Source organism: Azospirillum picis, assembly GCF_017876115.1.
GTDB classification, from domain to species: Bacteria; Pseudomonadota; Alphaproteobacteria; order Azospirillales; family Azospirillaceae; genus Azospirillum; species Azospirillum picis.
On the sequence record NZ_JAGINO010000021.1, the window covers coordinates 13220 to 26655 of the forward strand.

Here is a 13436-nt window from a genome sequence, read left to right on the forward strand (position 1 = left end):
CGTTGCGTCTCCGTCCGGCACCCACCGTCAGTCACGGTCCATTTCCGATACATGGCGGGTGTCCGGCATGAAGAAATAGACCAGCAGGGACAGCGCGATGCAGCCGGTGACGTACCAGTAGAACCAGGTTTCGTGCCCGGCGTTCTTGAACCACAAGGCGAAATACTCCGCCGTGCCGCCGAAGATCGAGACCGTCAGGGCATAGGGAAGGCCGACCCCCAGCGCGCGGATGTTGGCCGGAAACAACTCAGCCTTCACCACGGCGTTGATCGAGGTGTAGCCGCTGACGATCACCAGGGCGGCGCAGATCAGCGCAAAGGCGACCCAGCCATTGTCGGTCCGGCTCAACAGGGTGAGGATTGGAACCGTCAGCAGGGTGCCCGCCACGCCGAAAGCGATCAGCAGAGGCCGCCGGCCGATGCGGTCCGACAGGGCGCCCACCGCCGGCTGCAACAGCATGAACAGGAACAGCGTCGCCGCGGAGATCAAGGTGGCGTCATCGCGCTCCAGCCCCACCGTGTTGACCAGGAACTTCTGCATGTAGGTCGAATAGGTGTAGAAGGCGACGGTGCCGCCGAGCGTCAGCCCGACCACGATGGCAACGGATCGCGGGTGACGCGCCAGTTGCCGCAACAGGCTGCCGCGCGGCTGGTCGGAGCGGTGACGGGTGAAGGACCGGGTTTCCTCGATCTTGCGCCGCAGGTAGAGCGCGGTCACCGCGCACAGCGCGCCGATCACGAAGGGGATGCGCCAGCCCCAGGCGCTCAACTGCTCTTCCGTCAGGAAGACCCGCTGCAGCAGCACCAGGACCAGCAGCGCCAGCAACTGACCCATGATCAGCGTCACATATTGGAAGCTGGAATAGAATCCGCGTCGGTCCCGCGTCGCCATCTCGCTGAGATAGGTGGCGCTGGTGCCGTACTCGCCACCGACGCTCAACCCCTGCAGCAGCCGGGCGGCAACCAGGATCAGCGGGGACAGCAGTCCGATGGTCTGGTAGGTCGGGGTCAGCGCGATCATCAGCGAGCCCAGGCACATCATCGTGACCGACAGGGTGAGGGCCGCTTTGCGGCCATGGCGGTCCGCGTACCAGCCCATCAGCCAGCCGCCGATCGGGCGCATCAGGAAGCCGACGGCGAAGATCGCCGCGGTGCTGAGCAGTTGCGCCGTCTGATCCTCGCCCGGGAAGAAGGCGTGGGCGAAATAGAGCGAGAAGGCCGAGTAGACATACCAGTCGTACCATTCGACCAGATTGCCGATCGAGCCGCCGATGATGGATTTCAGCCGGCTTGCGGTCGAGAGGTCCCGGTCGTCCGCCACTCCCATCTCCCCATGTCCGGCATTCCCATGGCCGTGAGCCGCATGCCGGCTTCCGGTCATTCCGAGGGTGTGTCCGCGCTCCATATCCATCGTCGCGTCCTTGTCTCCTTTGGGCGCCCCCGCGGCGACCATGAGCCCCAGTGCCCAACAACAACATGGATGGAGGCAAAGGTCCGGCCACTCCCCGACGGGAGGACAACCGCAAGAGGGAACCATCAACGGCAACAGCCGATCGATGAACGTCAGATGTCCGGGCACAGGAAGCCGCAGCGCTTCCCCTCCTGAGGCGGCCGTCCCGTTCGCTCCTTATCGACCACGGGCCTCCAGCGCCGCGATCGCCTCCTCCGCCGCGCGGATCCCGCTCTGATAGGCACCGTGCGCGGTGGAGAAATCAGTGGCGTGGGTCGCCTCGCCAGCGAAGAACAGCCGGTCATCGCACGGACGGGCCAGCACGGCGCGGGCAACGGCATGGCCGGGCAGCGCATGGCTGTAGCCGCCGCCCACCGACGGCGTGCCGGTCCAATCGGATGCCAGCAGTGGACGCAGGCAGCGCCGAACCGACTCGCCGAACAGGGTGGCGATCTGGTCGACGGCACGGGCGAAGGACGCCGCCGATCCCCGGTCCGCCATGGCGCGTGCCCCGGCGCCGCCGAGGAAGCACTCGATCACCGGCAAGCCGAAAGGGCGGATGTAGTAGCTGCCGGTAGCCGGGTCATGGGGATCGCCCAGCACATGGGTTTCCGGTTCGAACGGCCCGTCCCCGACAACTTCCAGGAACAGCTTTTCGTTTGCGCCCAGAGGCAGACATGACGCCGCCTCGCGCCAGGGGTCGAGCGCCGAGGGCCAACGGATCGCGTCGCCTGCCAGCACGGTACTGGATACCGTGACGATGGCGGCCTGGGCCTGAAGCGTGCCGAGCGCCGTCCGCAAGGCCACCCCGCGGCCGTCGAGCGCCACCGCCTCGACCGGCGTCCTCAGGCGGAGGGCCGCGGAGGCCGGCAGGCTGGCGGCGATCAGCGTGCCGTATCCCGCAGGAAGACGCCAATTGCAGGCGGTCGCAGCGGTGTCGTAGGCGGCATAGTCGCGGGCTGACACACGTTCCAGTTCGTCGCCGCTGAGATAGCCGCTGATCGCCTGGAGATAGGCGGTCCAGCGGCCGCCCGGCTCCAGCGCATCCGACGCGCGGTCGCTGGCGGGTGGATCGTCGGCGATCCGCCCGCTCCACCGATCGAGCGCCTGATCCGCCGCCCGCTGCTCGGCCGGCGGGAAACCGAGGTCATGGAACTGGTCGCGCCAGGCGGCCGGGCTGCGGTCGACGACGAAGCCGCTTTCCTCGGCGATGCGCGTCCATGGATTGCGCTCCGCCGAATGCAGCCAGCCGCAGCCGAGGTCGAGCGTCATGCCCGCCGCCCGGCAGGTCCAGGCACGACCGCCCGGACGTGGCAGCGCCTCCAGCAGCAGGCAGGACAGCCCGCTTCCGGCCAGGCGGCGCGCTGCGGCGATGCCGGCCGCGCCGGCGCCGATGATGGCGATGTCGGGCGCCTCAGTCATGCCTGTATCCGGTCAGCCGGCATACTGATCATCGGTGACCTGCTCCAGCCAGTCGACCGCCCTGCCATCCTCCATTTCCGCGACGGCGATGTGCGTCATGGCGCAATCGGGGGCGGCGCCGTGCCAGTGCTTCTCGCCCGGCGCGAACCAGACGATGTCGCCGGGACGGATCTCCTCCACCGGTCCGCCGTCACGCTGGGCGCGGCCGAGGCCGGCGGTGACCAGCAGGGTCTGGCCGAGGGGGTGGGTATGCCATGCCGTGCGTGCCCCCGGCTCGAACGTAACGGTGGCACCGCTCAGCTTGCCGCTGCCGCTGAACGGGGCATCGATACGGACCCGGCCGGTGAAATACTCCTCGGGGCCGGCCTTCGAAGGCTGTGCACCGCTGCGCTTGATGTCCATCACCCGTCTCCCTGCGGTTGGTGCCGGCGGATGGAGGGGAAACGCCGACGGCAGGCAAAGAACTGGGGCTGGGTCCGGCCCAGACCAGTTGCCATGGCAGACATGGCGTCATGTCCGGAGTTCATCAATGCGACGCGAAGAACTGGTCGACCTCAACGCTTTCCTGCCGGTGGCGGAGGAGCGGAACTCCACCCGCGCTGCCAGCCGTCCGCCGCCTTCACCCTGCCGGTCGAAGGGCTTGCGCGGAAATGGCCGATCCGGCGGGGGGCCGATCCGGTCAAACACCGAAACAGGCCATCTCGTCGATGCTCAGGGAAGTGCGGTGACCAGACCGGCGGCGGCCAGGACGGATAGAAGACCGGTGAGCACGACCGCGGATCGAAAGATCAACTCAAGCATGGGCATGGCTTTCGCATCTGGGAACCGGGTGCTGAAACCGGGGCTCCGCCAGGAGGGAATTGTTCATCCATTCGCAAGGGCGAGCGGTTGGCCGCGGAGATGGCCGCCAACCGCTGATGCCGCCTGGATCACGGCCACCTCCGCCCGTCGCACGAACCGGGTCATCCCGGCGAACGCGTGGGGCAGGTCCTCGTACAGGGCCACCCGATGAGGGACCTTCGCCTCTTCCAGACGGCGGGCGAGGCGCAGGCTGTCGTCGCGCAGGCAATCCAGCCCGGCGACCGCCAGATACAGCGGCGGCAACCCCCGGAGATCGGCGAGCAGCGGCGCCGCCCATGCGTCAGCGGCAGGCGTGTGCTCTCCCAGATATTGCCGCCAGTACCAGCGCATCCGCTCCGTGGTCAGGCCGAAGCCTCCCGCACCATACAGCCGGTGTGACGCGGTGTCGAAATCATGGGCGAACATGCCATAGAACAGCAGCCCGAAGGAAACCGGAGGCCCTGGCTCGCCGCGGCTGGCCAGCGCAAGGCCGAGAGCCAGATTGGCCCCCGCCGAGTCGCCGCCGACGGCCAGCCTTTCACGATCCAGCCCATGGGAAGGGCCATGCCGTACCACCCAACGCAGGGCGGACAGCGCCTCCTCGTGCTGGAACGGAAAGCGGCGCTCAGGCGCGAGGCTGTAGGCGACGGCACAGACCGCCACCCGGCCATGCCGGGCAAGCAGACGCAGCAGCCGGTCGTGGGTGTAGATGCTGTTCAAAGCGAAGCCGCCGCCGTGGAAATAGATCAGCACCGGCAGATGGGCGGAGGCCTCGCCGGGCGGGCGGATCAAACGCAGTCGCAGCGGCCCGCCCGGGCCGGCCGCCTCGACGTCCTGAACCACCACGGGAACCGGAGCCCGACCATTGAGAAACGCATGATGCCGCTCCGCCGCGGCTCGCGCTTCCGCCAGCGGCAGCGCGAGTGGATCGGCCGGCGGCCACCCGGCGGACGCCGCGAGAGCGTTGAGTGCCAGGACCTGTGGATCAAGCAGTTCACGCACCGGGACGGCGAAGGCATCCGGCATTACATGGCTCCCGGAAATCTGTGGGTAAGCGGTTCGCGGTCACAGGACGTAGGACATCACCAGGAAGAGCACCGCCTCTCCGTCACCATCGTTGCGGTAGCTGTGAGGAGAATCGGCCTCGAACAGGATCGCATCCCCCTCCTCCAGCCGGTGGGTTCCGTCGCCCGTGGCGATGGTGACCGCGCCGCGGCCGACCAGGATGTTCTCCACGGTTCCCAGCGGATGGCCTTCAGCGGCGATGTCTGCCCCCGGGGCAAGCCGAAGCTCGTAGAACTCGACCTGTCTCTCGCCCCTGAACGGAAACAGCGCCCGGGATGCGAACCGGCCATCGCTGGAGGTGAGGCTGCGCGACTCCGACCGGCGGATCACCGTGGTGCCGACATCGCCGCCGGAACTGAGCAGGCTGGAAAAGGACAAATCCAACGCCTTCGCCACTGTCCACAGGGTCGCGATGTCCGGCGTATGGAGGCCGCCTTCGATTGCGGCAAGGGTCGCGGCCTGCGTGCCGGACAGTTGCGCCAAGCCTTCCACCGACAGCCCCTGCCGTCGCCGGAAATTGCGCAGGTTCTCGGCGATCGCACCGATGAACTGACTGACCTGATGCTCCCCGGACAACGGCGTACCAACCTCATCATCGGGAGCGGTGTCGGAACGCCTTGATACGGGTTCGGTACCGATCGTCATGAGACATCGCTCCTGGAACCATTGCCTGAAAGGGCCGAGGAGGATTGAACACCATCTATACCTATCTTACAAGTAGGAAAATAGCTCATCTACTTGTTGATTGTTCTGCTCAGGCAAAATACAAACAGAAATTTTTTGTTGTATAATCAGAAGGCATCGACGATCCATCCGGTTCGCCCGCCCAGCCCGTTCCGGTGCTTGTCCCTCGTCCAGCAGCGTCGCGGTCCCGAAGGTATCGCCTTGCCGCAGTTCCGCAGCTCGTACCTCAGGGGGTGGTGTAGGAGGTGCGGGGACCCGGCCCCCGCACCTCCCCATGACGCTGGAAGCTATCGCTCCACTCGGCAATTCCCGTCGTCAATCTGCCCGCCGTGCCCGCCTGACAATCCGGCCAGACCGGCTGGCGAACCACGTGAGCGGTCCAGACCCTACACCACTCAGGGACACGGATCACTTGGACTCGATGGCATCAGGCCATCGCCAACCAAGCCCATAGGCGTGAAGCGCAACTGTAATGCTAGGCTACAGGTTCGGCCGGAGCGTCGATCCGATCATCCTTGCCGCCGGTTATCAGGTCCTTGATCCGTGGAGCGTCGAGCACTGTGTAAGGGTAGCCACGCGGGATCGCGCTTACCTCGTCGAGGCGTCCGATCTGCTCCGGCGACAACTTGACTTTGGCAGCGGAAAGGTTGGCTTCGAGCTGCGAGAGCGTGCGCGGCCCGACGATCGGCAGCGACCCTTTTGAGGCGACCCACGCTATGGCGACCTCGCCCGGTGATGCATCAGCCTCCTTCGAAACCTCCATCAACGTGTCGATGATTGCGGTGCGCTGCGGGGTGTTTTCGGGTTGGAAGCCGGCGCCAGCCCATGCCTCGTCACGCCGCGCCTGGTCCTTGCCCTCGCGATACTTGCCAGTCAGCACCCCGCCCCCGAGCGGCGAGTAGGCGACGACGCCAATGCCAAGCGCCTGCGCGGCCGGGATTACGTCCTGCTCGGTCGCGCGCTGGACGAGGCTGTGCTCGACCTGAATGCCGGCTATTGGGATGGTGCCGCGCAGCTCGGCGATCGTGGCGGCCCGGGCGATGCGCCAGGCCGGGAAGTTGGAAAGGCCAGCGTAGAGGATCTTCCCGGCGCGCGCGAGGTCGTCGAAGCCGCGCACGATTTCATCTACCGGCGTCACGCCGTCGTCGACGTGCACCCAATAGAGGTCGATCCGATCCGTCTTGAGCCGCTTCAGGCTCGCCTCGACCGATGAGACCATCGCCTGACGGCTGTTGCCGGTGACGAGAATGCCGGAGTCCGCATTCGTCTTGACGGCAAACTTGGTCGATAACACGAACTCGTCGCGCCGCCCGGTCAGCAGATCGCCAAGAAACTCCTCCGACTGGCCCTCTTGATAACCGTTGGCGGTGTCAATGAAGTTGCCACCGGCCTCGGCATAGGTGTCCAGGATTCGGCGAGCCTCGTCGGGCTCGGCGCCGTGGCCACCCCAAGCGACGCCGAAGTTCGCGGTGCCCAACACGTATTCCGAGACGCGCAGGCCCGTGTGCTTGCCAAAGGGCTTGTATCGCAAGCTAGCTGCCATTTCCTCTATCCCTATTCGTGAGTGACACATATAAACGGAGCAGCGCTCCTTATAATCGGAGCACTGCTCCGTTTGTCAAGGGAGAGCTATGCGCGCCGACGCGAAGAAGAATTATGCCCACCTGCTGGCGACTGCCGGCGAGGTCATCAAAGAGCATGGCGTAGAGGCATCGCTGCGCGATATCGCTCGGAAAGCGGATGTCGGGCTTGCGACGCTGTATCGGCACTTCCCAACACGGGAGGCGCTTCTTGAAGCGTTGCTCCGCAAGACGTTGGATGAACTGACGCGTGAAGCCGCCAAACTTGAGCAGACGGAGCCGCCTCAACAGGCGCTCCTGCTATGGATCAATGACGCTGTTCGATTTGTGCGGAGCTATAACGGTGCTGTTGCCGTCATGTCGGCAGCCCTGGACGATGTCAATTCCGCGTTGCACGCATCGTGCTCTAATTTGCGATCGGCCGGAGCACGGCTTCTGGAAAATGCACAAACAGCGGGAGTTGCTCGCCCGGACATCAGTGGGCTCGATCTTTTCGCGATCATCGGCGCACTTGGATGGATTGGTGATCAACCATCCTTTGGCTCTCGTGCGGAACATTTGTTCGGCATTATTGCTGGATCACTCCTTACCGTCGGCTCAGACGATTCGATCAAGCTTCAGCCACGACGCCCGAACGCGCCCCAAAATTCTAACTGACATTCACCTCGCGCCTTCGTCGTGGGGACGTTGCACGAGACGGTGGGTCATGCACGGTGCAAGACGCTCCACTCGCGAGGTGGGCGAACGGGTCCTGTGAAGCGACGCGGAGCCTGCTACATTTACCCGCGTTCCGGTGCCTGATGGGCCGCCGCACGCGAGGAACGCCCGCAGTCGGCAGCAGTCACATGGCTTCGATGGCTGTGCGGCACTTCGAGAGCCGCAAGGCAAACGAGTATGCTGTTGTGGAAGGGGGAGGCCGCCGGCATGTTGCGGAAGAGGGCCTGCTACGGTCGATGCATGCCCGTTCCCCCGTCGCGTCGCGCAGGAAACTGCTCCGCCTTCCCCTCGCCGGCACACCGCCGGTCCCCGGGGATGTGTTTTGGGGGACACAGCGATCACAGGATAGAACCAGACCGCAAGTCCAGCATTGATCCCGGCTAGCTCGTGGGTCGTGGCCCGGCGGTCAGGCCAAACCGATGGCGTGGATGAGAGCCAGACTGATGCCGCCCAGCACCAGAAGCGACAGGATGACGGCGGCGGTCACCCGTCCCCCCGCCCGAGCCACCGTACGGATGTCGACGCCCAGACCCAGGGCCGCCATCGACACGACCGTCAGCAAGGTCGCCGCGTGGCCCATCGGCTCCACCGCACCATGCGGGATGAGGTCGAGCGAGCGGAGGGCGACCATCACCAGGAAGCCCTGGATGAACCAGGGAACCAGATGATGGACGGGTGGATAACCCGGCCTCGGCCGGTCGCCGGCAGTGACGTGCGGCGGCCGCTCGTCGGCCTCCTCGCGCAGGCGCGGTGCCAGCAGCGACAACAGCAGACAGACCGGGCCGAGCATGAGGACGCGCACCAGTTTCACCAACGTGCCGACCTGCACGGCGATGGCGCCCAGCGGTGCCGCCGCCGCGATCACCTGGGGCACCGCATAAACGGTCAGCCCGGCCAATGCCCCGTACTGCAGGCCACTGAGATGCAACGCCATTCCCAGCAGCGGCAGGCCAAGAACGACGGCGACGCCGAGCACCGCGGTGAAGGCGATGGAAGACGCGACGTCATCGCCATCGGCACCGATCACCGGCGCCACGGCGGCGATGGCCGAGTTCCCGCAGATCGAGTTGCCGCACGCCACCAGCAGCGCCAACCGTATCGGCAATCCGAGCAGACGTCCGATGCCATAGCTTGCCGCCAGCGCCGCAACCACCACGCCGGCGATGCCGAGCAGAAGCGCCGGACCGGCCGACAGGATGGTTGCGGCACTGATCGAGGCACCCAGCAGAACCACCGCCGCTTCCAGAAGAAACTTGGCGGAGAAGGAAACTCCAGGAAACCAGCGCGCCGATGGAGTCCAGGCCGTCCGTAAAGCGGTGCCGATCAGGATGGCCAGCACGAGCGCTTCGAGCCACGCCTGGCCGAACAATCCCTCCTCACACCATTGAACCGCGAAGGCCGCCACGGTCACCGCGACACACAGACCAAGCCCGGGAATCAGCAGGGTAGCGCGGTCAATCAGACCACGCCCGGGCACCACCGCAGCGGGTGCCGTGGCTCTGTAGGTCATGAATCATCTCCTGGTCGCTTTTCGAGCAGGAATGCCGGGCCACATTGCCGGGCGTTCCGTTGAAAAGGACTATGGAGAGGGCGATCGATCACATCCAACGCATCGTCTTGATGCGTTTGATCGATCCGCTTTATGGGTTTCGGACCTCACGCTTCCGGAAAGCCAACCTCGCTTCCCGCTGCCGGCCCCAACCCTGAACCTGACTCCGCGTGCCGATGCCGCCTGTGATGAGCCCCCCAATCCAGCCATACCTGGGCGCCGCCACCCGTTTTCCCGCCGCATCATAGGCGAACAGGAGCGTCCGACGGCAGGAAGGCGCCCAAGGCTGGTGATCCACACCATGTTATTGAGGATCAGAAGCTGGCTGGCCAGCCGACGGTGGTCGACAGGATGGCCGATGGTCACCAGGATCGGCTGCAGTCGTTCGACCCGATTTGGGCGATGGACGTCCCGGCGGTCGCCGATCTCGCTGCGGCGGCCGCTTCCGCACTGACATACCGGTCCATGGGAATGCCCGCCCAGTCGACCGTCAGTACCCTGCTGCTCCGAAAGCGCTAGCCGGCCGAGGTCCAGGCGCAGGCGGCGGAGCCGGTCTGACGCGAGGCGCCGGCTGACGCGCCGGCCCCCGGCGGAAAGAACCGTCGGGGGCCAGAACATCAGGAGTTCGACGCCCGGATCAGGCGGCGTTCACCTCGGCAACGAAGCGGCGCACCTCGTCCTTCAGCCGCTCCGACTGCTCGGAAACGCTGTGAACGCTCGCGGAGACCAGACGCATGCGGTCACTGGTGGCGGTCATGGTGCCCGACAGAGCGCCGACACTGCTGGTGACGCGACGCGAATTGTCGGCAGCCGCACGGGCGTTTGCGAAGATCTGGTGGGTGGCCGCCTCCTGCTGCTGCACCGCCGAGGCGACCTCGCCGTTCAGCCCGCTGAGGTTGGTGATCAGGCTGGCGATGCCTTCGATGGCGCCGATGGCATTTGCGGTCGCCGCCCGGATCGCCCCGACCTGCGACTGGATGTCCTCCGTCGCCTTAGCTGTCTGCGTGGCCAGGCTCTTGACCTCGCTGGCGACGACGGCGAAGCCCTTGCCGGCCTCCCCGGCGCGGGCGGCTTCGATGGTGGCGTTCAGCGCCAGCAGGTTGGTCTGCCCAGCGATGGAGTTGATCAGTTCGACCACCGCGCCGATCTGCTCGGCGGCGGAGGCCAGCCCGGTGACTATACCTGTGGTGTTGGCGGTTTCGGTCACGGCGCGCGACGCCGTCTGGGCGGCGCTTTCGACCTGGCGGCTGATGGCGGCGATGGAGCCGCGCAGTTCCTCGCTGGCCAGCGCGGCGGATTCGACGCTGTCCGACGCCCCCTGTGCGGCACCGGCGGCCGCATGGGCTTGGTCGGTCGTGCTGGCGGCATCGCTGGACAGGGCGGCGGTGCGCTCGTTCAGGGCCACCGTGGTGGTGGCAAGCGTCGCCACCACCTCGTCCATGGCGCGGGCGAACTCTGCGGCACGGACGGACAGGCGCTCGCGCTGCTGGTCGCGGACGGCGCGCTCCAGTTCGGCGCGCTGGCCTTCGTCGTGGGCGGCCTGAAGGGTGGTGGCGAGCCCGGCCACGGCACGGGCCATGTCACCGATCTCGTCCGGGCGGCCGGCGTGGGGAACGGTCGCTGCCAGATCGCCGCCGCCGATGCGGACCAGGACGTCGCGGATCGCCAGCAGCGGGCGCGTCATGCCGCGCGATACCCAGATGCCGATGCCGACGCTGGCCGCCAGCAGCAGCAGGGTGACCAGTCCTTCGCGGCTGGCGCGGTTGCGGAAGTCCGCATCGACGTCGTCGGTGTAGACGCCGGTGCCGATCATCCATTTCCAAGGCTGGTAGCCGGCGGCATAGGCGATCTTCGGCGTCGGCTCGGCGTCATCGCTGCGCTTGTGGCGGAAGGCGACGAAACCGCCGCCGGACTTGGCCGCCTCGGTCATCAGGACGTTGAAGGACACGCCGTCGGGGTCCTTCAGGTTCAGCAGGTTCTTGCCCTCGACCTGCGGCCGCAGGCCATGCACCAGGCTGACACCTTCATAGTCGTAGACGAAGAAATACTCGCTATTGCCGTAGCGCATGGCACGCACGGTGGCGCGCGCCCGCTCCTGCGCCTCGGCGCGGGACATCTTGCCTTCCTTCTCCTGGTCGCCATACAGCGTGATGACGGAAACGGCGGCATCGACCATCTCCTTCACCTTTGCCTTGCGCTGCTCGATCATGTTCTCGCGCATCCCCGTCAAATGGACGGTGGCGCCGGCCAGCGTGCTGAGCAGTGCCACACCGAACACCAGCAGCATGAGCCGCGTGCCAATCTTGAGCTTCATCGCCCGGTTCTCCTCAATAATCCCGTTTCCTGTGGGATACGCGGTGTTATGCATCGATGGGTTTCGTATCGTCCTGGACCGGCTGGCGGGTACATGCCCACCGTCCGGCTCCGTCGGCAGGGTCCGCGTTTCGCGTGAACCCGACCACTTCGCCATTGCCCAGTTCCATCGCCGGCTGGCCGGCGAGGCGGTGCAGCAGGATGCGGCCGACGCCCTTGCTGCCGACCAGCAGCGGCCGTTCGGCCAGAAGGCCGCCGAGGTCGGCGATGCCGTCCAGGACGCGGGTGGCGAACCTCTCCTCGCTCTCGCCGCCGGGAGGAGTGTCTCCTGCCGCAAACCAGGGCCGGGTCAGGTCGATCGGCAGGCCGTTCCAGTGCCCCAGCTTCCGCTCGCGCAGCCACTCCCGTTCCAGGAGGGGCACGCCGAGGGCCTGGGCGAACAGGGCGCCTGTCACACGGGTGCGTTGCAGCGGGCCGGCGACCACCAGACGGCATCCCGCACCGGAGACGGCGAAGCGCTCCGCGGCCCGGCGGGCCTGCGCGATGCCGAAATCCGTAAGAGGGACGTCGCGGTCGCCGCCGCACCGCACGCCGCGTTGGTTGTCCGCGGTCTGGCCGTGGCGCACAAAATGGAACTCATCCATGACCGGCGCCTAGCGGAACAGGATGCGGTCGGCGGCACCGCTCCAGCCGACGGTGCTTTGGGCGGGGAACGCCTGCGGAGCGTCCAGCCAGCGGTCGAGCATGTCGATGTGGAGCGGGTCGCTGAGCGTCGGCGTATGGCCGACGTCGGGAACATGAAGGACGCTGACCCGCGGCTTCCCCATCATGCGGTCGATGGTGGAGTCGAGCAGCGCATCGCTCATCATCCCATGCACCAGCAGGATCTGGCAGCCGATGCGGTGCCAGTCGTCCCATTGCTCATGGTCCTGCGCCGCGCCATCGCGGTAGCACTGCAGCGCACGAATGTCGTGGCGATAGACACGCCCGCAATTCTCCCCGCACCAGCGGGTCTGGTGGAAGCTGTTGTGGAGGAGCACGGTATCATCCACCGGCCCGTCGTTCTTCTGGGCGGCGCCGGTCCGGTGGAAGAGTTGTGCCGGGTGGCGGAACACGTAATGACGGGCCACCGACTCCGCTCGACGGCGACGACGCTCCGTCGGAATGAAGGGCCCGATGTCGTTGAGGATCAGGCGATCGACCAGCGCCGGCGCCTCGGCGGCCACCCGCATGGCCACGCTGCCGCCGAGCGAGGAGCCCAGCAGGGTGACGCGCTCCAGGCGCTTGTGCCGGATGAGCGCCAGCACCTGGGCGACATTGGCCTCGAAACTGTAATCCGACTGCTCCGCCAGCCAGCCGCTGCGTCCGCGCCCTGCCCAGTCCATGCACAGCACATGGTAGCGGCGCGACAGCGCACGGGCGAGATAGTCGAAACGCCGGGCCGAATTGGCGATGCCGCCCAGGCAGATGAGTGTCGGCTGCAGCGGGCTGCCCCACTCCGTGTAGGCCAGCGGAATAGTGTAGTCGTTGCGCAGCCGTTCCACCGTGCCCGGCTGCAAGGCCGCCGTGTGCGTATAATCGAACCGGCGCAGCGTATGCCCGCCCCCGATCAGCGGCTCGATCGAGCGCATGATCTTCTCGTAGTCCTTCCAGGTCATGTGCTCGGCCGAAGCGAAGCCGATCCGGTCGAGCGCTGCGCGAAGCGCGTCCATTGGGGTCGCCGGAAGCGGCGGCTTTGCGAGGGGGCCGGAAGGAAGGTGGTCCGCCGAAAGACCATCGACGGCTGCGGGAATGCCGGTGCTGCTCCGCAGGACCGC

Annotated in this window: 11 protein-coding genes; 1 reads left to right on the forward strand and 10 read right to left on the reverse strand. The window is 66.6% G+C overall.

The window, feature by feature from the left end; genetic code table 11:
- Window positions 1–27: 27 nt before the first annotated feature.
- The 6 genes from J2850_RS23530 to J2850_RS23555 all read right to left on the reverse strand — a co-directional run bounded on the left by J2850_RS23530 (window position 28) and on the right by J2850_RS23555 (window position 7003).
- On the reverse strand, window positions 28–1320 hold the full coding sequence (locus J2850_RS23530; RefSeq protein WP_307354516.1) for an MFS transporter: 1293 nt from the start codon (window positions 1318–1320) through the stop codon (window positions 28–30).
- A 306-nt stretch (window positions 1321–1626) separates the two neighbouring features.
- Window positions 1627–2871, reverse strand: a complete 1245-nt coding sequence (locus J2850_RS23535; RefSeq protein ID WP_209987214.1) for a flavin monoamine oxidase family protein — start codon at window positions 2869–2871, stop codon at window positions 1627–1629.
- 12 nt (window positions 2872–2883) lie between these two features.
- Window positions 2884–3273, reverse strand: a complete 390-nt coding sequence (locus tag J2850_RS23540) for a (R)-mandelonitrile lyase (protein WP_209987218.1) — start codon at window positions 3271–3273, stop codon at window positions 2884–2886.
- 462 nt (window positions 3274–3735) lie between these two features.
- Window positions 3736–4737: an alpha/beta hydrolase gene (locus J2850_RS23545; RefSeq protein WP_209987222.1), complete on the reverse strand. Its 1002-nt coding sequence runs from the start codon at window positions 4735–4737 to the stop codon at window positions 3736–3738.
- A gap of 39 nt (window positions 4738–4776) precedes the next feature.
- On the reverse strand, window positions 4777–5421 hold the full coding sequence (locus J2850_RS23550; RefSeq protein WP_209987225.1) for a helix-turn-helix domain-containing protein: 645 nt from the start codon (window positions 5419–5421) through the stop codon (window positions 4777–4779).
- A 514-nt stretch (window positions 5422–5935) separates the two neighbouring features.
- Window positions 5936–7003 (reverse strand): aldo/keto reductase, encoded by a 1068-nt coding sequence (locus J2850_RS23555; RefSeq protein WP_209987228.1) that lies wholly within the window; start codon window positions 7001–7003, stop codon window positions 5936–5938.
- An 88-nt stretch (window positions 7004–7091) separates the two neighbouring features.
- Between J2850_RS23555 and J2850_RS23560 the strand changes: the two genes are divergently transcribed.
- The gene (locus tag J2850_RS23560) at window positions 7092–7697 is read left to right on the forward strand and encodes a TetR/AcrR family transcriptional regulator (protein WP_209987231.1); all 606 of its coding nucleotides are present in this window, start codon (window positions 7092–7094) and stop codon (window positions 7695–7697) included.
- A 466-nt stretch (window positions 7698–8163) separates the two neighbouring features.
- Here the strand turns inward: J2850_RS23560 and J2850_RS23565 are convergent, their stop codons facing one another.
- The 4 genes from J2850_RS23565 to J2850_RS23580 all read right to left on the reverse strand — a co-directional run bounded on the left by J2850_RS23565 (window position 8164) and on the right by J2850_RS23580 (window position 13331).
- The gene (locus J2850_RS23565) at window positions 8164–9267 is read right to left on the reverse strand and encodes a YeiH family protein (RefSeq protein ID WP_209987234.1); all 1104 of its coding nucleotides are present in this window, start codon (window positions 9265–9267) and stop codon (window positions 8164–8166) included.
- A gap of 676 nt (window positions 9268–9943) precedes the next feature.
- Window positions 9944–11620, reverse strand: coding sequence for a methyl-accepting chemotaxis protein (locus J2850_RS23570; RefSeq protein WP_209987236.1), 1677 nt, complete (start codon window positions 11618–11620; stop codon window positions 9944–9946).
- A 46-nt stretch (window positions 11621–11666) separates the two neighbouring features.
- Window positions 11667–12263 carry a histidine phosphatase family protein gene (locus J2850_RS23575; protein WP_209987240.1) on the reverse strand — a complete coding sequence of 199 codons (597 nt, stop codon included), beginning with the start codon at window positions 12261–12263 and terminating at the stop codon, window positions 11667–11669.
- A gap of 9 nt (window positions 12264–12272) precedes the next feature.
- On the reverse strand, window positions 12273–13331 hold the full coding sequence (locus J2850_RS23580; protein ID WP_246513439.1) for an alpha/beta fold hydrolase: 1059 nt from the start codon (window positions 13329–13331) through the stop codon (window positions 12273–12275).
- Between the last annotated feature and the right edge of the window lie 105 nt (window positions 13332–13436).